Source organism: Acinetobacter sp. XS-4 (assembly GCF_023920705.1).
Taxonomy (GTDB): Bacteria; Pseudomonadota; Gammaproteobacteria; order Pseudomonadales; family Moraxellaceae; genus Acinetobacter.
In genome coordinates this window covers 1,657,066-1,679,910 of sequence record NZ_CP094657.1, presented here as the reverse complement: position 1 = coordinate 1,679,910, position 22,845 = coordinate 1,657,066, and the positions used below count along the sequence as shown (strand labels likewise).

Annotated in this window: 22 protein-coding genes; 6 read left to right on the top strand and 16 right to left on the bottom strand. The window is 37.9% G+C overall.

Translation table 11 applies throughout. The features are described from left to right. Nucleotides 1–16: 16 nt before the first annotated feature. A complete protein-coding gene (locus MMY79_RS07890; RefSeq protein WP_252612814.1) occupies nucleotides 17–394 on the bottom strand; it encodes a hypothetical protein in 378 nt (125 codons plus the stop codon). Between the two features lie 362 nt (nucleotides 395–756). Here MMY79_RS07890 and MMY79_RS07885 point away from each other — a divergent pair, with 362 nt between their 5' ends. Beyond that, entirely contained in the window at nucleotides 757–1,434 is a 678-nt protein-coding gene (locus tag MMY79_RS07885; protein ID WP_252612812.1) for a YetF domain-containing protein, read from the top strand. Between the two features lie 83 nt (nucleotides 1,435–1,517). Here the strand turns inward: MMY79_RS07885 and eno are convergent, their stop codons facing one another. The 3 genes from eno to MMY79_RS07870 form a co-directional block, all read right to left on the bottom strand. Next, entirely contained in the window at nucleotides 1,518–2,807 is a 1,290-nt protein-coding gene (gene eno / locus MMY79_RS07880) for a phosphopyruvate hydratase (RefSeq protein ID WP_017392264.1), read from the bottom strand. Between the two features lie 61 nt (nucleotides 2,808–2,868). Next, nucleotides 2,869–3,726: a 3-deoxy-8-phosphooctulonate synthase gene (kdsA, locus tag MMY79_RS07875; RefSeq protein ID WP_003652054.1), complete on the bottom strand. Its 858-nt coding sequence runs from the start codon at nucleotides 3,724–3,726 to the stop codon at nucleotides 2,869–2,871. Nucleotides 3,727–3,756: 30 nt separating this feature from the next. Next, a complete protein-coding gene (locus tag MMY79_RS07870; protein ID WP_252612810.1) occupies nucleotides 3,757–5,394 on the bottom strand; it encodes a CTP synthase in 1,638 nt (545 codons plus the stop codon). 223 nt (nucleotides 5,395–5,617) lie between these two features. Between MMY79_RS07870 and MMY79_RS07865 the strand changes: the two genes are divergently transcribed. Further along, nucleotides 5,618–6,091, top strand: a complete 474-nt coding sequence (locus MMY79_RS07865; RefSeq protein ID WP_013197658.1) for a hypothetical protein — start codon at nucleotides 5,618–5,620, stop codon at nucleotides 6,089–6,091. A 232-nt stretch (nucleotides 6,092–6,323) separates the two neighbouring features. After that, on the top strand, nucleotides 6,324–7,169 hold the full coding sequence (locus MMY79_RS07860; RefSeq protein WP_252612808.1) for a metal-dependent hydrolase: 846 nt from the start codon (nucleotides 6,324–6,326) through the stop codon (nucleotides 7,167–7,169). 63 nt (nucleotides 7,170–7,232) lie between these two features. Here the strand turns inward: MMY79_RS07860 and MMY79_RS07855 are convergent, their stop codons facing one another. From MMY79_RS07855 to MMY79_RS07840, 4 genes are all read right to left on the bottom strand, one after another. Then, nucleotides 7,233–8,327, bottom strand: a complete 1,095-nt coding sequence (locus MMY79_RS07855; protein WP_252612807.1) for an alpha/beta fold hydrolase — start codon at nucleotides 8,325–8,327, stop codon at nucleotides 7,233–7,235. Nucleotides 8,328–8,346: 19 nt separating this feature from the next. Then, nucleotides 8,347–9,063 (bottom strand): SGNH/GDSL hydrolase family protein, encoded by a 717-nt coding sequence (locus MMY79_RS07850; RefSeq protein ID WP_252612806.1) that lies wholly within the window; start codon nucleotides 9,061–9,063, stop codon nucleotides 8,347–8,349. 38 nt (nucleotides 9,064–9,101) lie between these two features. Next, nucleotides 9,102–9,509, bottom strand: a complete 408-nt coding sequence (locus MMY79_RS07845; RefSeq protein WP_252612804.1) for a nuclear transport factor 2 family protein — start codon at nucleotides 9,507–9,509, stop codon at nucleotides 9,102–9,104. Nucleotides 9,510–9,579: 70 nt separating this feature from the next. After that, nucleotides 9,580–11,604 carry an NADPH-dependent 2,4-dienoyl-CoA reductase gene (locus MMY79_RS07840; RefSeq protein WP_252612802.1) on the bottom strand — a complete coding sequence of 675 codons (2,025 nt, stop codon included), beginning with the start codon at nucleotides 11,602–11,604 and terminating at the stop codon, nucleotides 9,580–9,582. Nucleotides 11,605–11,739: 135 nt separating this feature from the next. On the opposite strand from MMY79_RS07840, the gene MMY79_RS07835 reads away from it, so the two are divergent. Beyond that, nucleotides 11,740–12,300: a PadR family transcriptional regulator gene (locus MMY79_RS07835; RefSeq protein WP_005306103.1), complete on the top strand. Its 561-nt coding sequence runs from the start codon at nucleotides 11,740–11,742 to the stop codon at nucleotides 12,298–12,300. 2 nt (nucleotides 12,301–12,302) lie between these two features. Then, nucleotides 12,303–13,220 (top strand): alpha/beta hydrolase, encoded by a 918-nt coding sequence (locus MMY79_RS07830; RefSeq protein ID WP_252612801.1) that lies wholly within the window; start codon nucleotides 12,303–12,305, stop codon nucleotides 13,218–13,220. 47 nt (nucleotides 13,221–13,267) lie between these two features. Here the strand turns inward: MMY79_RS07830 and MMY79_RS07825 are convergent, their stop codons facing one another. The 6 genes from MMY79_RS07825 to argC all read right to left on the bottom strand — a co-directional run bounded on the left by MMY79_RS07825 (nucleotide 13,268) and on the right by argC (nucleotide 19,712). Next, the gene (locus tag MMY79_RS07825) at nucleotides 13,268–14,323 is read right to left on the bottom strand and encodes a 3-deoxy-7-phosphoheptulonate synthase (protein WP_252612800.1); all 1,056 of its coding nucleotides are present in this window, start codon (nucleotides 14,321–14,323) and stop codon (nucleotides 13,268–13,270) included. Nucleotides 14,324–14,747: 424 nt separating this feature from the next. After that, on the bottom strand, nucleotides 14,748–15,110 hold the full coding sequence (locus MMY79_RS07820) for a YnfA family protein (RefSeq protein WP_151767973.1): 363 nt from the start codon (nucleotides 15,108–15,110) through the stop codon (nucleotides 14,748–14,750). Between the two features lie 3 nt (nucleotides 15,111–15,113). After that, nucleotides 15,114–17,390, bottom strand: a complete 2,277-nt coding sequence (gene clpA / locus MMY79_RS07815) for an ATP-dependent Clp protease ATP-binding subunit ClpA (RefSeq protein WP_004791985.1) — start codon at nucleotides 17,388–17,390, stop codon at nucleotides 15,114–15,116. Nucleotides 17,391–17,399: 9 nt separating this feature from the next. Next, nucleotides 17,400–17,813: an ATP-dependent Clp protease adapter ClpS gene (clpS, locus tag MMY79_RS07810; protein WP_016137942.1), complete on the bottom strand. Its 414-nt coding sequence runs from the start codon at nucleotides 17,811–17,813 to the stop codon at nucleotides 17,400–17,402. Between the two features lie 9 nt (nucleotides 17,814–17,822). Then, nucleotides 17,823–18,581, bottom strand: coding sequence for a DUF6776 family protein (locus MMY79_RS07805; RefSeq protein ID WP_080645537.1), 759 nt, complete (start codon nucleotides 18,579–18,581; stop codon nucleotides 17,823–17,825). A gap of 75 nt (nucleotides 18,582–18,656) precedes the next feature. Next, nucleotides 18,657–19,712 (bottom strand): N-acetyl-gamma-glutamyl-phosphate reductase, encoded by a 1,056-nt coding sequence (argC, locus tag MMY79_RS07800; RefSeq protein ID WP_252612798.1) that lies wholly within the window; start codon nucleotides 19,710–19,712, stop codon nucleotides 18,657–18,659. Nucleotides 19,713–19,896: 184 nt separating this feature from the next. Here argC and MMY79_RS07795 point away from each other — a divergent pair, with 184 nt between their 5' ends. Beyond that, nucleotides 19,897–21,420: a hypothetical protein gene (locus MMY79_RS07795; RefSeq protein WP_252612796.1), complete on the top strand. Its 1,524-nt coding sequence runs from the start codon at nucleotides 19,897–19,899 to the stop codon at nucleotides 21,418–21,420. On the opposite strand, the gene MMY79_RS07790 is transcribed toward MMY79_RS07795, so the two are convergent. Beyond that, complete coding sequence (locus MMY79_RS07790) at nucleotides 21,417–22,097, bottom strand: SprT family zinc-dependent metalloprotease (RefSeq protein ID WP_252612794.1); 681 nt, start codon at nucleotides 22,095–22,097, stop codon at nucleotides 21,417–21,419. The two genes, MMY79_RS07795 and MMY79_RS07790, sit on opposite strands and share 4 nt — an antisense overlap. Further along, entirely contained in the window at nucleotides 22,097–22,768 is a 672-nt protein-coding gene (gene rpiA, locus MMY79_RS07785; RefSeq protein WP_252612792.1) for a ribose-5-phosphate isomerase RpiA, read from the bottom strand. The genes MMY79_RS07790 and rpiA overlap by 1 nt, the downstream gene beginning before the upstream one ends. Nucleotides 22,769–22,845: the final 77 nt, after the last annotated feature.

Here is a 22,845-nt window from a genome sequence, read left to right as displayed (position 1 = left end):
TAACAATTATTTATAATTAATCGTCATAGTTAAGATCATTTTCATCAACATTAATATAATCTGGTTGAGGGTCTTTATCAAATTGTACAGCACATATTTTAACCTTACCTAAAATTTTTGCTTTCCCTACCCTATGCATACCATCCATTATTCTCCCCTGTGAACATATTATTATTGGATAAGACAAATCTGCTTCTTGAACTAGTATCATATGATCAATGATATCTTGAGTAGTGGGGTAAGAGTCTGGATACCAATACGGCTCATTTAATTCTTTTATTTCTGATAGCAAAATTTCTTTTACTTTAAAACCTTTAGTTAATGCGACTAAATTATCTACATCCCAAATATAAGTATCATTTTCAATTTTCCTAAAATGATATTGCTTTCTCATGATATAAAAATTCGCTTAAAGCCCAATAATATTAAAATATATCATATATATGTTGAGACTAAATATTATAAAAAAAGAGAGGCTTAAATTTAGTAAACACATAAAGCTTTAAAATAAAATTCTAATAAATAACATTTTTATCTTATTTGATAACTTCAACAATGATTTTTTCTTGCTGTTTTATTTACGATTGAAGCTTTAACTGTATGTTTATTTTAATAAATATTATGAATGAGAGAAGTTATACAAAATCACATAAAGTTCGCACCCTTAACCAATAACTACTTAAAAAGTATGTTTTTTTATTTTTAATTTGCTAAGAATTTTATAAAGACTTCATCCATCTATTAGGGAAAAGAAAAATGGATTTTTTTAATATTTTCATAGGTGACACAACTTGGACCTTTATTTTGGAAATTTTGGTTCGATGTTTCATCATGTTTATCATTATTATTAGTTTTTTAAGGCTATCAGGTAAGCGTGGTGTTCGCCAACTTTCCCTTTTTGAACTCGCAATTATTTTATGTTTAGGTTCCGCCGCTGGTGATCCAATGTTTAACAAGGACTTACCTATTATTCATACTTTTGTCGTGTTTATCGTTATTCTTTTTCTCTATCGTATTGTAACTTGGACAATGGTGAAGCATAAGAAAATTGAAGACCTACTAGAAGGAAAAGCCCTTTGTGTAGTCAAAGATGGACTTTTAGTCTACAAAGATTTCCAGAAACAATCATATTCACATGATGAGTTTTTCTCAGAAATGCGCCAACAAAATGTTGAACATTTAGGTCAAGTGAGAACAGCTTTATTGGAGTCTGACGGTATTCTTAGTTTATTGTACTATGAAGATGGCGAAGTAAAATGGGGACTTCCCTTATTCCCAGATGCCTATTGCGAAGCCAACATACTTAAAATCAATACTTTTTATTCATGTATGAAATGCGGTGAAACGAAAATTCTAAATATGCTGGATCAAGAGTGTTCCCGTTGTAAACACCGTAGTTGGGCTAAGTCATTAAAAACCCATCGCCTAGGGTAATAAAAAAGGTGCCATTTCCTATTAAAATAGAGAAACAGCACCTTAAAATGTTAAAAAATTAATTTTAACTTTTTATTTAAAGATTAATTTAAACCTTTAAACTCAGCTTTACCGCGGTAAGCAGCTTTAGTCAATTCTTCAATACGAAGTAATTGGTTGTACTTAGAAACACGGTCAGAACGGCAAAGTGAACCAGTCTTAATTTGGCCAGCTGCTGTACCTACTGCCAAGTCAGCAATAGTTGAATCTTCAGTTTCACCAGAACGGTGAGAAATTACAGTCGTGTAACCATTTTCTTTAGCAAGGTAAATTGCATCAAGAGTTTCAGTCAACGTACCAATTTGGTTGTATTTGATTAAGATAGAGTTACCTACTTTCTCATTAATACCACGTTGTAAAATCTTAGGGTTTGTAACGAACAGGTCATCACCTACCAATTGGATTTTATCACCAAGGATAGATGTCAAGTAAGACCAACCTTCCCAATCTGATTCATCTAAACCATCTTCAATTGAGATAATTGGATATTGGTTTACAAGACCCGCTAAATAGTCAGAGAACTGGTTGCTTGTGAATGCTTTATTGCCTTCACCTGCAAGGACATATTGACCATTTTTGTAGAATTCTGAAGATGCACAGTCAAGCGCCAACATAATGTCAGAACCAGCTTTGTAACCAGTTTGACCAATAGCTTCAAGAATAACTGTGATTGCTTCTTCGTTTGAACGTAAGTTTGGTGCAAAACCACCTTCATCACCTACAGCAGTGTTTAAACCTTTTTTGTTTAAAACTGATTTTAGTGAATGGAAGATTTCAGCACCAGCACGTAATGCTTCAGCAAATGAAGTGAAGCCTACTGGCTCAATCATAAACTCTTGAATATCAACATTGTTGTCTGCATGCGAACCACCATTGATGATGTTCATCATTGGTACAGGCATAGTCAAAATCGTTTGACCACGTAAGTCAGCGATGTATTGGAAAAGAGGAATTTTCTTTTCATCAGCAGCAGCACGTGCAGCAGCTAATGACACAGCTAAAGTTGCATTTGCACCCAATTTTTCTTTGTTTTCAGTACCATCAAGTTCGATCATCGTATTATCGATGTCTTTTTGTTCAAATACTGATTTGCCCACTAAAGCGTCACGGATAATCGTGTTTACGTTGTTAACCGCAGTTTTAACGCCTTTACCTAAGTAACGTGATTTATCACCGTCACGTAGTTCTAAAGCTTCACGAGAACCAGTTGAAGCACCAGATGGTGCACATGCACGACCAACAACCCCAGATTCTAAAATTACGTCTGCTTCGATGGTTGGGTTACCACGAGAGTCCAAAATTTCACGTGCACGAATGTCAACGATTTGGCTCATGAACAATTCCTCTGTTGAATGAATATGAGCTGCGATTAAAGCAGCGTAAATGAGTAAAAACTCAATGAGTGTCTAACTTTTTGAATCCTTTAACCAAAGTATCCAATTCTTTTATTTGTGCCAAGAATGGCTCAAGCTGCGACATGCGTAATGCACAAGGTCCATCGCATTTTGCATGTTCTGGATCTGGATGACCTTCCAAGAATAATCCAGCCAAGCCTGTTGCCATTCCAGCGCGTGCTAAAGTTGTAATTTGAGCACGACGACCACCTGCCGAGTCAGCACGACCACCAGGCGTTTGCAACGCATGTGTTACATCAAAGAAAACAGGTACATTCATTTCTTTCATGATGTCAAAGCCAAGCATATCTACAACAAGATTGTTATAGCCAAATGCTGAACCGCGCTCACAAAGAATAAGTTTATCGTTTCCTGCTTCTAAACATTTATTCAGGATATGGCGCATTTCATGAGGTGCCAAAAACTGAGCTTTCTTAATGTTAATAATAGCCTGTGTTTTTGCCATCGCTTCTACAAGATCAGTTTGGCGGCTTAAAAAAGCCGGTAACTGAATAATATCAGCGACTTCTGCCACTGCTTCAGCTTGGTGTGGCTCATGAACATCAGTAATGATAGGAACATTAAAATGTTTTTTAATATCGCCTAACCATTCAATACCTTTTTCAAGTCCAGGACCACGGAACGAATGCAGACTAGAACGATTTGCTTTATCGAAACTCGCTTTAAATACATAAGGAATATCTAAGCGTTTGCAGATATCAACATAAGTTTCTGCAATTTCGAAAGCTAAATCTTTTGATTCAAGTACGTTCATTCCGCCAAATAATACAAATGGCAAATGATTTGCCATTTGTATATCGCCTAAACGTACAACTTCTTGTGGTTTTAATTGTGACATTTAAACTTTCCCAGTTTATTTAAAATCGCATTATTTACTTTTTTGATGCTGAGTTTTCGCAGCGCCAATAAAACTAGCAAATAATGGATGTCCATCACGTGGTGAACTTGTAAATTCCGGGTGGAATTGTACAGCAATAAACCAAGGATGTTCAGGAATTTCTACAGTTTCAACCAAATGTTGTGCCGTAGAATAACCAGAAATTTTCATACCAGCTTGTTCAATCGACTCAATGAAACGATTATTCATTTCATAACGATGACGATGACGCTCAGTAATTTCTGCTTTACCATAGACTTCACGTGTTTTTGTGCCTTCAACCAATTCAGATTTTTGTGCACCCAAACGCATAGTTCCGCCTAAGTCAGACTCTACGCTGCGTTGTTGCAACTCGCCACGCTCATCTAACCATTCGGTAATTAAACCAATCAATGGATACTTTGTAGAACGATTAAATTCTGTAGAAGATGCTTCTGGCATTGCAGCAACATGACGTGCATATTCAATCACAGCCAATTGCATGCCTAAACAAATACCCAAGAATGGAATTTTGTTTTCACGTGCATATTGAATAGCTTTCATTTTGCCTTCAGTACCACGCTCACCAAAGCCACCTGGGACTAAAATTGCGTCAGCTGTTTGCAAAATAGAAACATCTTGAGTTTCAAGTTCTTCAGCATTGACATAGTCAATCTGTACTTTCACAAGGTTTTGGATACCAGCATGTAAAAGTGCTTCATTCACAGATTTATAAGCATCTGGAAGTTCTACATATTTACCAACCATCGCAACACGTACCGTGTATTCAGGATTTAGTAATGCTTCGACTACATTATCCCAATCAGTTAAGTCAGCTTCTGGAAGATCATTAAACCCAAAACGTTCACAGATCAAGTCATCAACGTTTTGTTCGTAGAATGTACGTGGAATTTGATAAATCGTTTTCGCATCTTTACATACCACAACGGCACGCGCTTCCACGTTAGTGAACAATGCAATTTTACGTTTAGTATCAACATCTACATCATATTCAGTACGGCAGATTAAAATATCTGGCTGAATACCAATTGAAAGAAGCTCTTTCACTGAATGTTGAGTTGGTTTTGTTTTTAACTCAGCCGCAGATTTGATATATGGCAACAAAGTTAAATGCATTAGCATGGTACGTTTATGACCAAGCTCAACCATTAACTGACGAACTGATTCCATAAATGGAAGTGATTCAATATCACCAACCGTACCGCCAATCTCAACGATTGCAACGTCGTAACCTTCACCAGCGCGAAGTACACGTTCTTTAATGTTGTCTGTAATATGTGGAATAACTTGAACCGTACCGCCTAAGTAATCACCACGACGTTCTTTATTTAGAACATCTTGATAAACACGGCCACTGGTAAAGTTATTCAGTTTGGTCATTTTCGCACGACGTAAGAAACGTTCGTAATAACCCAAGTCTAGATCAGTTTCGGCACCATCCTCTGTGACAAAAACTTCACCATGTTGGAAAGGACTCATTGTCCCCGGATCGACATTAATGTAAGGATCCATTTTAACCATTGTGACTTTTAAGCCACGGGCTTCCAAAAGTGCAGCAACTGAAGCAGCAGAAATACCTTTACCTAGCGATGAAACCACACCACCAGTAACAAAAATAAAATGGGTCATTAAGTTTCTCGTACAATCAAGCCGAAATCGGCCTACAATGTTGGGCAATTTTACTGTACTCTGCCCCTATAAAGCAAAGTCAAACCGCACCAATTCAAAGATCATTAAACAACTGGCTATTCTATCAGCATTTTTAATAAAAAATTAGGTCAATCTCACATGATTTTTTCATTCTCTTTTGCTGTTATAATGCGAGCTCCTCAATTAAATGTTGTTTAGGACAATGGCAAATAAAAAACTTTTAATCTGTGCTGCTATTGCAGCTGGACTATTGTTAACCGCATGTGTCAAAAAAGAAACACCAGAAGAAGAGCAAGAAAAGGTTGAAACTGCTGTTTCAGAACCTAAGCCTGCTGAACCTGCAAAATTTGAGTCTTTAGAAAGTGTTAAAACTGAAGAAGCTCAAACTCAGGAACCAACGCAAGTCGAAGTTCATCACGAAGAAACAGCGAATACCACAACTGAAATTCGCCGTGAAACTCGTCCTGCCCATTCTGAGCAAAATTCACAAACAACTGTTTCTGAACAACCTAAAGCAGAGCCAAAGCCTAAGCCAGAACCTAAACCTGAGCCAAAAGCAGAGCCGAAGCCTGAGAAAGCTCAGTCTAAACCTGCTAAGCCAGCAGAACCATCTCAAACTGAAGATGATGCTGTTGCCGCTGCAATTGCTGCTGCTACACCAGCGCTTAAAAACTAAGTTCTTGTATAAATATGCCCAAATTAAACAGTTGATTTGGGCTTTTTAAATATTATTAAAATTATCAGTTTTACTTTTCTTACTTCAATTTGTCTTTAAAGTTTTCCTAGATATCAATTTAGGACAACCTACCCCTTTCACTTGAAAAAGCATTGACGTTCCAGATTCTGAGATGTAATTTTTAATCAAGTTCCTTTTTGGAACTTTAATTAAAAGAAGATTGGAGCTTAAAATGAATACCGTATCAAATCGCGTGCCTGCCTCATTTCCAGTCCGTCGTATGGACTATAATTTTGAAAACGTACCTCGCTATTGGTGTAATAACGAACCCACTTTTACACATTATTTTACGGGTTTATCTACATTGTTCCCCGAGGGTGAATCATATTTTGTTCGTTCAGTTCGAGCATTACGGTCAAAAGCAAAGTCAAATGAACTTCTAGATCGCGAAATCAGTGCTTTTATTGGGCAAGAAGCAATGCACTCTAAAGAACATCATGCTTTTCATGTGAGCGCACAACAACATGGTTTAGATCCTGAATCTTTAGAAAAAGTAACTGGTCTTGTTTTAAAGAGCATTGAAAAAGTTTTTAGTAAAAAATGGAACTTACTTGTAACGGTAGGCCTTGAACACTACACCGCAGTACTTGTGGTTAGCATGATGCAGTCTGTTAATGAACTGATGACAGACTCAACTATTCGTAATTTATGGTTATGGCATAGTATTGAAGAAACTGAACATAAAGCTGTGGCATTTGATCTTTATGAACACTTGTATGGAAGTGGGCTAAATGCATATCTCCCACGTATCACCGTCTTTACTTTAAGTTTATTTTTAATTACTGGCTTCTCAACAATCTATCAATTCGTTCTTATGAAACGGGATCGCCAACTACTTAATTTTAAATCTTGGCGTAAGTTTCTTGGTTTTATGACAACACAATATAAAGTTTTAACTCCGAAATTTTTTGACTATTATCGCTTTGATTTTCATCCTAACCAAACTGACGAAAAAGACCTCGTTGCTAGTACTAAAATCAAAATTGGACTAAAAAATTCAAAATTACTTTTATCCTGATCAGATAAAACCATAAAGCCCATCTATTGAATGGGCTTTATTTAATCAATTACGGCAATACCGTCACTTTTTATGATCAACCATAAAATAATCCGATATTAATTTAGCTGCCCATGAGGTACTTTTCCAACCTTCGTAAAAACCACAATGACTTCCCTTTTTAGTGGTTACCACCGCAATATTACTCATTTGCTGAATAGTTTCTTTATAAGGCTCTAAATTTTTAATTGAACATACTGGATCATCTTCAGCATTAAGAATCATTAATGGAATTTTGACATTTTCAAATACATAAATTGGATTAATTGCCTGACAATAACTTTGATAGTCCTGAAAGCCAGCCATTTCAAAGTATTCTTTTTCAAACTCTTCGAGACTCGTCGTTGCAAGAACTTTTTCTAAAGAAGCAACCTGGTTCCATGTACTTTGATAAGGATGAATAAAATATTTGAATAATTTTTTAGTCATCATTTTGCTATAGAACGGGTGAACATTTCTAAAGCCAATCTCAGTGTTGTAGCCTGGACACATTGCAAAAGCAGCTTTAAATGGTGTGTCAGTCCCTTGCTCTCCCAAATAACGAACTAGCAATCCTGTGCCAGCAGAAGACCCGACAGCGTACAAATCTGATTTAGGAAACAAATTTTGAATATGGGTGAGCTGTTCTTTAAGGTCACTGGTTGACCCAAAAAGAGAAATCTGCGGTACAGGCATAGGTAAACCCGCATGCCCACGGCGTAAGCATAGTGCTATTCTCCACCCCGTATATTGATGAATATCTCTCACCAATTCACGCATACTTTCAGGTGTTCCTGTAATGGTGTGCATGATAACAACTGTAGGAGTCGCTTTTGGAAGATTATAGCCATACCATGCAATTGCAGTTACGCCACCATCTTTCATGCTGAGCTGGTCAATACGGTCATATTCAAGCTTAATGGTTTTTTTTCTAATAATATCGAAATATAAAAGATGAACATGATTATTAGTTAACCATGGCGTAGGACGATACTTTTGCTTAAGTTGGGGCAACTTATCCAAAACATCTTTAATTTTCCCTTGTGGGTCATAATAGATTTTTGGCTGTTCCGCACCGAGTACTGAGTCAAACAATTCTGAACCGAAAGCTTTAATTTTATTTAAAGTAGATATGCCCATATCCAATCACGACCTCTGATTATGAGTTAAATGATTGCCGCACTAATGCTGCAACCTGCTGTCCCCAAATTGCATAAATTTCTTTGCTCGGATGAAAGCCATCACTTGCCATAGACAGATTCAATGCTTGAAAACTTTCAATATCATATTGAATGAATCTAAATTGGTTTTGTGCTTCTACCCATTTATATAATACTTGATTCATTTGCTCCGCGTATTTTCCAAACAACCAAGCCAATGGATTGGGTAAAGCTGGAAAATGTTGCATGGGAGGAACGCCTGAAACAATAATGAGTTTAGGTTGAAAACGTGCTTGTATATATTCAAATAATTGCTTTTGTTGTTTTATCCATGAATTTGCTGACGTTAATTTTGTCACATCATTAACGCCAATAGATGTAACAACAACATCATAATTTTGCTGCTCTAAATGCTGTAAAGCTTGAAAAACCTGCTTAGTAGTATCACCTGTTTTTGCGTGAAGCTTCCAACTTATCAAATATTGATCTTGTAACTCAGAAATAATTGCGCCAGATAAAGCGTCTTGTTGTGTTTCAACACCAACTCCCGCTGCGGCAGAGTCTCCTAAAATAAGCAGAGACAATGGTCTGCCCTTGCCAACCATGCCTTCTCTTTCACCACTGGCTTCTAGCAAGCGTGGTGTATTCTTACGAACCTTTGTTCCCTGCACAAAAAGTACAGGTAACAATGCTAAAGTTGAAAGTTTTAACCACATTCTATTAATCCCTATTTTACTTAGGCTATTTACTAAAATTATTGTGGTTGAAACTTGGCAATTCTTATACCCATTTGTTCAGCCAGCGCAGCTAAGCCACTCATTGGACGAATCATTACTTCAAAATCAACAATTTTGCCGTGTTCATTAAAACGAATCATATCAATACCTTTTAATGATTTACCACTGACATTAGCGCTGAACTCAAGCACTACATTCTCGCCATCTTCTGTATAGAACTCACGATGATATGTAAAGTTTTCGAACACCTGAATAACATTAGTAAGAATGAAGAAAACGACCTGCTTTCCTTCATAAGGCTTATAGGCAACTGGTGAACGAAAAACTACGTCATCTGCTAGTAAATCATTTAGATTGGACAAATTACCTGCCTGAATCATGTGATGCCATTTTTCTAAAGACTGTTTTGTAGTTTCAAGTATCATTGTTATTTTATCCTGTAATTTAACCAATAAAGTTAGGGGCATTTCCTTATAAAGAAATGCCCCACAAAATTTATAGAACCGCTGCTAGTTCAGCACCTTGACGTATTGCTCGTTTTGCATCTAGCTCCCCAGCTTCTTTAGCACCACCAATTAAATGAACATTTTTACCGTCTGTTTTTAATTGGTCATACATTGCAGTGAAAGATTCTTGACCCGCACAAATCACAACATGATCAACTTCAAGCACACTTGGTTGTCCATCTATAGTGATATGTAAGCCTTGATCATCTACTTTGTCGTATTGAACGCCTGCAAGCATTTTAACTTGGCGATTTTTAAGGCCCGCACGATGAATCCATCCTGTAGTTTTACCTAAACCAGCACCTACAACAGCAGTCTTACGTTGTAATAGATAAATTTCTCGTTCAGAAGTCTCAACTTTTGGCTGTTTTAAACCACCTACATGCTCATATTGAGTGTCAATTCCCCACTCTTCGTAGAACTTTTCTGGATTTAAACTACCACTTTCACCTTCATGAGTGAGATATTCAGCCGTATCAAAACCAATACCACCCGCCCCAATAATGGCTACACGCTGTCCCACTGGCACACGTTCTTTTAAAACTTGTAAGTAGCTAAGTACTTTAGGATGATCAATACCTTCAAATTGTAATTGACGAGGCGTTACACCAGTTGCAACTACAATTTCATCAAAATTTGCTTGGCTCAACTCTTCATAAGTTGCTTTATGGTTCAAAATTAGCTCAATATTTGGTCGCAACTCAATTTGGCGACCAAAGTAGCGTAAGGTTTCATAGAACTCTTCTTTTCCAGGAACAGTCTTTGCAATATTAAATTGGCCACCAATTTGATGACTAGCTTCAAAAACTTTAACTTGATGTCCACGGTCAGCTGCATATACAGCAAAACTTAAACCCGCAGGTCCTGCACCAATAACAGCAATATTCTTTTGAACTTGAGCATCTTTAAAAATAAGTTCAGTTTCATAACATGCACGCGGATTCACTAAACAAGTTGCAATTTTCATTGAGAAAATATGATCTAAACAAGCTTGGTTACAGCCAATACATGTATTAATTTCATCACTACGACCTTCACTTGCTTTTAAAACAAACTCAGCATCAGCGAGCATTGGACGTGCCATAGACACCATATCAGCATGACCAGATGCCAGCACATGCTCAGCCATTTCCGGTGTGTTAATTCGGTTAGAAGTAACTAAAGGGATAGAGACTTCACCTTTAAGTTTTTCAGTAACCCACGTAAACGCAGCACGAGGAACTTTGGTCGCAATTGTTGGGATACGAGCTTCATGCCAGCCAATCCCTGTATTAATAATAGTTGCACCTGCTTTTTCAATTTCTTTTGCAAGCTGAATCACTTCTTCAATACTTGAACCACCTTCAACTAAATCAAGCATTGATAGACGATAAATAATAATAAAGTTTTCACCCACTAAAGCACGCGTACGTTTTACGATTTCAATAGGAAAACGAATACGGTTTTCGTAGCTACCACCCCATTCATCATCACGATGATTCGTACGCGCGGCAATGAACTCATTAATTAAATAACCTTCAGAACCCATGATTTCCACACCATCATAACCCGCATACTGAGCAAGTTTGGCGCAGTTTGCAAAGTCATCAATGGTCTGCTGCACTTCGGCAGAACTTAAAGCTTTTGGCTTAATTGGGTTAATCGGTGCTTGAATTGCTGAAGGAGCAACGTTATTTGCCTGATAAGAATAGCGTCCAGTATGTAAAATCTGCATAGCAATTTTGCCCCCAGCTTCATGAACAGCTTGGGTAATCACTTTATGTTTTTCAGCTTCTTCAACTGTATCCAACTTCGTACCATGGCTAAATACAACACCATCATCATTCGGAGAAACACCGCCAGTTACAATTAAACCCACATCACCTTTTGCACGCTCAGCATAAAACGCAGCCATGCGCTCATATCCCTGTGGTGCTTCTTCTAAACCAATATGCATAGACCCCATAAGCACACGGTTTTTTAAAGTAGTAAAGCCTAAATCAAGTGGCTTCAATAAATGCGGATAAGCTGACATATTTTCTCCTTTGGCTAGCAATAAGCTTGCTAATGCAACTTGTTGCATTAATTTATAATCAAATTTTGACTTTTATGCAACATGTTGCATAATCTCATCAGTCACACTTTACTTTTGCTTACAAACCGGATTGCCATGTCACTTCCTCATGTTTTATTAACCAGTTTGCTTGAACGACCAAGTACAGGGTTCGAACTTGCCCGCCGGTTTGATCGTTCAATCGGTTTTTTCTGGAATGCTACCCATCAGCAAATTTATCGTGAACTCAATCACATGCTTAAAAAAGGTTGGGTTTCAACGCTAGAAAATGAAATGGAAAATAGTCGAAAAAAGACCTATCAAGTTGAACAGTTGGGGCGTATTGAACTAGCTTCATGGATGACACAACAAAGTGAACCCGCGCAGCTTCGTGATGATTTAATGGTTAGATTGCGTGCTGAAGCACAATTGAGCAATAATCAGATATTACCTGAGCTGTTAAGACATCTTGGTTTACATCAAGAGAAACTGAAACTTTATCAAAGTATTTATGATAAGGATTTTAAAGATAACGATGATCTAGATAACCGTGTGCTATACATTCACAAAATGATCTTAGAACTTGGGATTACGATGGAAAGTGAATGGATCAAATGGTTGGAACAAGTCATCCCTCAATTAAAACGCTTTGCTCAAGATAGCGTAGCTGGAGAATAGTCATGCCATATTACACCATGCCCGATCGGGAAAACTTATTTGTACGTCGTGTTGGTCGTGGTGAACCAGTTTTGGTTTTATCTGGTCTTGGCATGCAAAGCTGGCAATGGCTCCCTTTTATTTATGCAAACCGTAAAGAATATGAGTTTATTATTCCTGACTGGCGTGGTTTTGGGGGTTCAAAGAACTGTGCAATCCCTGAACAAGATGCAATTTCTAGCCACTGGCAAGATGTCGCCCATTTAATAGAACAATTAAAACTCGATAACTTTATCTTGATGGGTTATTCAATGGGTGCCACGACAGCCATGCATGGTATGAAACATGCTCATCTGGCTCAGCAGTTAAAAGCCTATTTACATATCGATCAAACACCAAAAATATCTGTCGATTCAACATGGGAATATGGTCTCTTCGGCCCTCTGCACCCCCAGTTCAAACAATTATTAAATGATATCTATCAATTATTATTAAAGCACAAAAATGCTAAATATCTTTATGAATTAGCACTTCCAGATCGACAAGAACTAGTTCGTCTTTGGGTAGATTTTATTGAGTTACAAAGTAGCAATCCATTTAGCCCATTAGTTTTTAAAACAGCGCTCAAACAACCTTTTCTACAAAAATATTTATTACCAATTCAACGTCTAGATTATTTATTTTGGTATGTCGAAAATTATCTTTATCACAATGAAGATTATCGTGAAGCCATTCAACAATTACAATGCCCAACAACCTTCTTTATTGGTCGGAATTCAACACTTTATCCAGAAACTGGACAGACACTTATTGCACATAGTGTTGAACATGCAAAAGCAATATATTTTGAGCGCTCAGGCCATACACCTTTATTAACCGAACCGAAAAAATTTGGGCATGAAATCACTACATTCTTATCAGAACTAAAACATGCTTCTTAAAAAATAAAGGGATCTATGAATAGATCCCTTTTTAAATCGGCAAATGATTAAGCAGAATGAGCTAACTCTTTCTCCTTTAATTGCTCAGAAACACTTAACAAAAGTTGCTCTGTTTTTTCCCATCCTAAACAACCATCAGTTACGGACTGCCCATAAGTCATATCACAAGAAATTTTTTGGCTACCATCAACTAAATGACTTTCAATCATGACACCCTTTACTTGTGTTTTTAAACGTTCAGCAACGATTTGCTGTAAAACTTCTGGCTGACGCAACGGATCTTTACTGCTATTGCCATGACTACAGTCAATGACTAATGCAGGAAGATTTTGTTTGTGTTTTTCTCGTATCGCCTGAATTGAAGCTAAATCGTAATTTGGCCCATGATTTGCTCCACGCAAAATCAAGTGTGGTAATGGATTGCCATCACTCTGAATCACTGAAGGCAAGCCTTGTTGGTTCATTCCTAAAAATTGATGCTCATTTTGTGCTGACTGAATCGCATCTAATGCAATCTGAATTGAACCATCAGTACCATTCTTGAAACCAATGCTGTATGGCATGTGGCTTGAGATTTCGCGGTGAATCTGAGATTCACTTGTACGAGCACCAATTGCACCCCAAGCCAATAAATCATCAAAGTAACCAGTCGCCATTGGACTTAAAATTTCACTCGCAATTGGCAAACCTTTTTCAATAATTTGCAGGTAAAGTTCACGAGACTTTTCTAAACCAAGTTGTAAATTTGATGAGCCATCTAAATTTGGATCGTACATAAAACCTTTCCAACCCACAGTTGTACGAGGTTTTTCAATATATGCACGCATCACGATAAAAATCTGATCTTTTACTTTTTCTTGTAATTTTTGCAATCTTTCAGCGTATTCAAGCACTGCAACCGGATCATGAATTGAACAAGGCCCTGTAATTACCATTAACCGAGGATCTTTGCCGATAAGAATATTTTGAATAGTTTGGCGATGTTCGGCAATTTGACGCACGAAAGAGTGTGCAAGCGGATATTTTGCTTTTAACTGGACAGGTAAACTAACTGGTGTTTCTTTTGTATTGCTTTGTGTCAATAAAGTATTTAGGGCATTCATTGGTTTTTTCCTTGGGACTGCAATCTATTCAGTCCGATCATTTATTTGAGCGTTTTGGATCTATTCGTTGGTAATGGTAAGCAAAAGTAAAACCAATAAAAGTTGCTAAAGTACGAATAAGTCATGTTGTTCATTTTAAGTTCCTCGATTCAAAAAGATAAAGCATAAAAAAACCTGATCGGGGTTGCCGATCAGGTATTAACTGTGATGGGCAACTTTCTCATGCCCGAATACGCTCAGGCAACTATCTAAATTGCCAAAAGTAATAATAAGCGTTAGTGTTCACAGATAGATTTAACATCTTTATCTCAAATATTAAAAAATGTTCCTTAAATCTAAAATACGCATTGTTGAGGGCTTTGACAAGTCTTTTTTTTGAAAAAACTTCTTATTTTCACGCTTAAGATTTGATTCGCTCATTGTGTTAACGAATCAGCCCTTGTGGTTGTAAAATAATTAAGCCAGCTCCACAAAGCACGATTAGACCACCCAATATATCCCATCTTGTTAATCCAACCTGATCCACAAAGCGCAACCACATAAGAGCAGTAAAAATATAAATGCCGCCATATGCAGCATAAATGCGCCCAGAAGCCGCTGGATGCAGAGTTAGCAGCCAGACAAAGATAGCCAAGCTCAAAGCTGTAGGTAGCCACAGCCAAGCAGACTTGCCTTCTCTTAAAATCAGATAAGGGAAATAACAACCAAGAATTTCAGCAATTGCTGTGATAATAAATAACCCGAATACACTCAGTATTCGAGTTATAGCAAGACTATCAATTAACATAAGTTACGCTGGTTCTGCCGTATGATGATCTTCAAAAACTTCGAGTTTTAAGCCGACAGCTTTACCATCTTCATTTTTCACTGATACAGCCACATTACCACCATGATCTGCAAGTTCGCCAAACAGAATCATTTCAGCTAGTGGTTTCTTCAAGTGTTCTTGAATGAGGCGTTGCATTGGTCGAGCACCCATCAAGCGGTCATAACCATTTGTTGCCAACCAATCACGAGCACTTTGATCGACATCAAGTACAACTTGTTTGTCATCTAGTTGTGCTTGTAATTCTGTTAAGAATTTATCAACCACAGACTCAATCACAGTTGTTGGTAATGACTTGAATTGAATAACACTATCTAGACGGTTACGAAACTCTGGTGAGAAAGCACGCTTCATTGCTTCTTGGTTATCAGAACTATGATCTTGTTCAGTAAAACCAATACTCGCGCGAGAAATACTTTCTGCTCCAATATTCGTAGTCAGGACAATAATAACGTTTCTAAAGTCTGACTTACGTCCGTTGTTATCCGTTAAAGCACCATGATCCATGATTTGTAGCAATAGATTAAATACATCAGGATGTGCTTTCTCAATTTCATCTAGCAATAAAACACAGTGCGGGTTCTTATGGATTGCATCAGTTAACAGCCCACCTTGGTCATAACCCACATAACCCGGAGGTGCACCAATCAAACGTGAAACTGCATGGCGTTCCATATATTCAGACATATCGAAACGCACAAGCTCAACACCTAACAGCTTCGCAAGTTGCTTAGTCACTTCGGTTTTACCGACACCTGTTGGTCCAGCAAAAACAAAACTACCCACTGGCTTATCTGGTGATTTCAACCCAGCACGAGACAACTTGATCGCTGAGCCTAAAGCGGTAATCGCCTCGTCTTGACCAAACACAACGCGTTTTAAATCACGCTCAAGATTTTCAAGCACTGACTTATCGTCTTTAGAAACAGTTTTAGGCGGAATACGAGCAATCTTAGAAACGATATCTTCGATATTCTCTACCGTAATCAAACTATCATCGCTTTCAGCTTTCAAACGACGCTGAGCACCAGCTTCGTCAATCACATCAATTGCCTTATCTGGCAAGAAACGATCATTAATGAATTTAGCAGAAAGCTCTACAGCTGATACCAATGCCTTATCGTCATATTGTACGTGGTGGAAATCTTCAAATTTAGATTTCAAGCCACGCAAAATATCAATTGTTTCAGCAATACTTGGCTCATTGACGTCAATTTTCTGGAAACGACGTGATAACGCATGATCTTTTTCAAAAACCTGACGATATTCTTGGAACGTCGTTGAACCGATACAACGTAAAGTACCATTAGCCAAAGCCGGTTTGATCAAATTCGAAGCATCCATTGTGCTGCCCATACTTGAGCCTGCACCAATGATCATATGAATTTCATCAATGAATAAAATCGCATTTGGATTTTTCTTCAAAGCATTAAGCAATTGTTTTAAACGTTTTTCAAAATCACCACGATATTTGGTGCCAGCAACTAATGCACCAATATCTAAGCTATAGACTTCAGCCTGACTTAAAGGTTTAGGCGCCTTGCCATTCACAATTAACCATGCCAAACCTTCAGCAATCGAGGTTTTACCAACGCCCGGATCACCTACAAGTAATGGGTTATTTTTGCGACGGCGGCAAAGAATTTGCGCTGTACGCTCAATTTCTTTTTCACGACCAATAAGTGGATCAGTTTTGCCTTTTTGCGCTTCAACATTTAAGTTCAGCGTATAAAGCTCTAATGGTCCTGCATTGCCCGTACTCGTTTCACCTTCAATATCTTCAACTTCTTCTTCAACTTGCACTTCATCTTTACGTGTCCCATGAGACAAGTATTGAGTCAATGTCAATCGATTGATTTGATGACGTTTAAGCAAATACACGGCAAAAGAATCACGCTCTGAATACATTGCAACCAAAACATCCGCACCTTCAACAGTACGATCGCCACCACTTGATTGCACGTGGAAAATAGCACGTTGCAAAATGCGGTCGAAACTTTCTGTTGGATGAGGCGCTTGCTCGCTATTTTCGCCAAGCTTAGGAGTATGTTGTTCTACATATTCTTCTAATTCTTTACGTAAAGAAACTATATCAGCCCCACATGCTTTTAAAGCATTTACAGCCGAATCGTTGTCGAGTAGTGCTAATAATAAATGTTCAACTGTAAGAAACTCATGTCTCTTTTGACGAGCCATGCTAACAGCCAAACGTAATGATACTTCTAATTGACGACTGAGCATGTAACCCCCTTATGCTTTAGGCTCAATCTGGCAAAGTAATGGATGACCTTGCGATCGAGCGTAATTATTAACAAGGTTTGCTTTGGTTTCCGCGATGTCTCTTGGATATACCCCAGCAATACCTTTACCTTCATAGTGTACTGTTAGCATTACTTGAGTTGCTTGGTCAAGATTCATTGCAAAGTATTGTTGTAAAATTTCAATTACAAAGTCCATTGGCGTGTAATCGTCATTCATTAATAAGACTGCATATAACGGTGGACGCTTGAGTTCTGGAGGTGCTGTTTGTACAACAACCTCTCCGTCATGATCTTCGTTTTGCGAATCACTTAAGCGTGGATGGAAGTGCCAATCGACATAACCAGACTGCTGAAAAGAAGCCTTGATATCTTTTAAGTTTGTTTGACGCTTATTTGTTCGCATAGGATGTTACTATTGTGAATTTGCTTCAGCTTGAGGAATTTCTGCCACGAAAGCAGAAGATGTTTCGACAGGTTTACCGCGCTGCCAACTAAAACGTTTAATAACTGGTGTATCAGAGCCGCCTGTTAAACGTACCTCAATAAATTGAGGTGTAAAACCTTTAGGCATCGTCCAACGACCTGTTAAGCGCTCGAAGTCAGTAAAGTTAAAACTTTTAGCTTCAAGTGGTACAACTAAAACTTCTGTATCTTTAATGAGTCTTATCTCAATTGATCCTGAAGCACGGCGCTTACTTGGGCTCACCTGCACAAGATCCAACTGATATTCATAAGCATTTTCAGGTAGAGGTTTGATCGCCAAATTTTGAATGGTCAAGCTTAAACCACCACGCTGCCTCAAGATATCACGGTAGATATTACTCATACCTTCTTGCTGCGTTTTATCAGCATTAGCTTGATTAAGAGCTTCAAACAGATCATTTGCATTTGTTACAGCAACATCACGCTCTTGTACCGCAGCGTTCAGGCTTTTATTAACCGCATCTAAAGCTGTTTTCTGTTTTTGCACCACTTCAACCAATTGCTCTGCATCTGCATCGTAACCTACAACAGTCAGACCTTGACGGTGCCCAATTGTATAGCCGAGCGCAAGACAACCACTCATTAAAATAGCCGCACCAATAAACAAAGGCTTATTGGTATTTAAAAAATTTTTCTTTTGCAACGAACTTTCTGCCGAAGTCGTCTGTCCAGAGTTTTGCATCGTCATCTCAGTGTTTAAGATCAGAGTCAAGACACACATTTAAATCGAAATTTAAATGTGTGTGAAGCAAAAAAGAGTTTTTTATGGTAATAAACCAATCCCTTGTAAGCCTTCATCTTCATCAAAGCCGAACATAAGGTTCATATTTTGTACAGCTTGACCAGATGCACCCTTCACAAGGTTATCTTGTACCGCAAGAATAATAAGTTTATTCGGCTGCGGCTTATATAAAGCAATACGAAGCTCATTCGCACCGCGTACACTACGTGTTTCAGGCGAACTGTTAGCAGGCATCACATCAACAAATTTTTCATTTGCATAAAAGTGCTCATACAATGCCTGAATATCAGTTTGTTTTCCAGTTTCTGTCAAATCGACATAAATTGTGCTGAGCATACCGCGAATCATTGGAACTAAATGAGGAACAAACAAAAGCCCATCAAAACCACCTTTTTGCCCAGAAATATTTTCTAATGCTTCAACGATTTCTGGATGGTGACGATGGCCCGCAACGCCATAAGCCTTGAAATTATCAGCATTTTCACTATAGATCATACCTAAGCTTGCTTTACGACCAGCACCAGAAACACCTGACTTCGCATCAATAATAATATTTTTTGTTTCAATCAATGCTTGTGCTGATTTCAAAAGTGGCGCCAAACCTAATTGAACTGTAGTCGGGTAGCAACCAGGGTTACCAATAACTTGCGCCTGTTTAATTTTTCCGCGGTTTAATTCAGCCAAACCATATACTGAGTTTTCTAAAACGTCTGGGCAAGCATGCTCCATGCCATACCACTTCTCAAACTGTTCAAGGTTTTGCAAACGAAAATCAGCAGCCAAATCAATAACTTTAGTACCAGCCGCAATCAATTCTTTTGCATGCTGCATCGCAACACCATGAGGTGTAGCAAAAAATACAACGTCACATTTTTTTAAATCATCAATATTTAAATCTGAAAATTGAAGATCAGTATGTCCACGTAAATTAGGGAACATATCTGCAACTGGTTTGCCCGCTTCTGTACGTGAAGTAAGAACTCGAACCTGCGCTTTAGGATGTCGTAATAAAATACGTAATAGTTCAACGCCTGTATAACCCGTTCCACCAACAATTCCGACAGAAATCACGTGCATTACCTCAATTTTTGAATCTATACTTGTGCAGTAGTATGACAGGATGTCCAAGCTTACAAAACCATTTCATGCTTGGTAATTTTAATTTTTTTAATTTTAGCGACAATTAGATAGCACTTATTCAACTGTCAGAACTAAACAAATATCAGCAAATAAATATCAGATTTAATTTTGGAGAGCTAGGATGCTTCATCAATCAAAAGAAACAAAATTACGCACTTACCTTGGTTTAAGCACATTAATTTTAAGCGCTGCACTTGTAGGTTGCGGAGGTGGAGGCAGTAGTAGTGGTAGTTCACCAAGCACTCCAACACCTGTTGATCCTACTCCTGAGGCAACAACGGATGTTACTGTTAAATCCCCTGTAGAAATTCGTAATATCCAACTCAAAGTATATGACAACACCACCAATTCTGTTTTAGTAGATACTTCAATTGCGAGTTTAAACAGCTTTAATGTCAAAATTCCTACTGCTAAATTAAGCCGTTTATATCGCGTAGAAATTACGACTCAAAATTCATCTCAAGTATTTGATCCGATTACTTCAACATACCAAAATTTCTCTGGCGTTTATCATGCGTTTATTACACCAAACAGTGTAAGTGGTAGAACCCTTTTCATTAGTCCAAGCAGTGAAGCGATTTACCAACGAGCTGCCATACGCTCGGGACAACTTCCTCAAGAGACAATTGACCCAACCCGCATTGAGCAATTGCATGTAGATTTAGCTTCTCAAGATGTTTATAGATCGCTTCTTAATGCATTCAAAGATGCCGATATTCCAAGTTTAAGTCCAGCCAATCCTCTTACAGTTTTAAATTTATTGCAGTATTCAACTAAAAAACCTAGTACATATGTGGATAGCTATCTTAGCTTTGGCTACTTACAATATTGGTCAACTTTTCATGCTGGAACAACCACATACCAAGAGTTCATTAAAAGTTTGGCAACCGATTTAAAAGATGGCTTTTTAGATGGGAAAAAACTTCAAGGTGATCAAACAACATTCACCCCTATTTTCACAGCTGCTCCAGATAATATTGATCCAGTCAAAAATACACTGTTAGATATCGCTGCTAATCAAAAAACAATACGCGATAATTTTGCAATCAATTTAAAAGTCGCTACCTTTAAATTAGCAGATGCCCAAAGCCAATCCACTCTAGACCAAACAGGTTATGACCTTCTACAAAAGAAACTATATTCAGGGGTCGTACCTGTCGGAAATACGACTGACTTTTTCCGCATAGATGGTGCTGGTGATTATCGTCGTGCTGTAGGTTTTAGCGGCATTACAGCCACCTGCAACGGCTCTGCGTATCCTTGCAAACAAGGCTTGACCAGCATTAATCTTTCCGACCCAAAACTACCTGCTACAGATTATTTAGTGGGTCATTACGAAGACACCGCAACAGGTTGCCAGCTTAATTTTCGTGCGAATGGACAAATCGACCTTATTAAAGGATCACAGACTTATCGCTCTGCGTTAAGTGCGGATAGTACAGATAATTTATTGCAAACAGATGCTGCAAGCTCAAGTTATTTACTCAACTCAAGTTCCGCCGAACCAAATAACTCAACGCAGCAATACAACTTTATACAATTATCAATTAAAGCAAATAAAATCGTGAGTGCTAAAGCAGGTTTAGACAGCCGAAAAGCACCAGATAACTTACAAACACCACAACTAGAATGTAGTTTTAGTTAGTTTGAAACATACCACCATGCAGGCAACGGATTTGATTTAAGTTGTCTGCGGTGTTTTTGAAAATATGGATCGTATTTTTCAACTTCTGCCCAAAAAGCTGGGCTATGGTCAAAATGTTTAGTGTGAGCTAATTCATGAATAGCAACATAGCGAGCAATTTCATGAGGCATGAGTACTAAGCCAGCATGTAGCATAATATTATGTTGACTGCTACAACTTCCCCAACGAGTTTTCGGACGGCGAATCGTACATTCCCTATAAGCCAAATGAGTGTGTTCACTTAATTCTTTTAAAAACTCGGGTAATTCTTGTTTTGCAAAGGCAATCACTGCACTTTGTAATGCCAAATATGGCTGCGTGTCTTTAAGAAATAAACAACTACTTTCCCAATCGAATTGAAAAACTCGATGCTGCTTTTGAACAATGACCTGAAACGGTTGCTCTTTATTAAAAAAATAAATCTCGGAAGGAATATCAATGGAAGTCGATTGGACGTTTTGCTGCTTATTCCACGTCTCGGTCAACCATTGCTCAGATTGCGCTAAAAAAAGCTGAATTTGTTTTTTACTACAAAACAAAGGAACCGTCAGGCGGATTGAAGCAGGCTCAACACGTAAGCGCAATTTTCTTGCTCTTACGTGTCGAACGATTTTAATTTCTGGCATCTTTGCAGACATTACTGTGCATTACGCTCTTCAATACCATTATTTGTTGCAACAATTGCAATCGTTGCTGGGTTTAAAGCAAAAATACCATTAGTCACAACACCCGGAATATTGTTAATAGTTTTTTCTAAATCAAGCGCATTTAAAATATTAAGATTAAATACATCTAAAATCACATTACCATTATCTGTTACTACACCTTCACGATAAACTGGGTCACCACCTAAACTCACCAACTTACGAGCCACAGCTGAACGAGCCATTGGAATAACTTCTACTGGAAGTGGAAAATCATGTCCAAGTTGATCAACCCATTTTGAATCGTCAACAATACAAACAAACTTCTTAGCAATTGAAGCTACAATTTTTTCACGTGTTAATGCAGCACCACCACCTTTAATCATATGCATATGACGGTCAATTTCATCTGCACCATCAACATAGGCATCTAAACCACCTACATGATTCATATCTACAACTTCAATGCCTAATTTTTTAAGGCGATCAGCAGTTGCTTGAGAACTTGCCACAGCCGCTTCTAATTGTAATTCAGGCAATAAATCAATTAGAAAGTTTACGGTACTTCCAGTCCCAACCCCCAAAATGCCGCCTTTGGGCAAGTGTTTTAAAGCAGCTTTCGCAGCAGCTTGTTTCTTTTCATCTTGGGTTGCATATAGACTCATGACATCACTCAACTATTTTTTGACATTTATGCACCAATAATCGGCGCAAATGCACAAGGGTTTGCTACAATAATTTC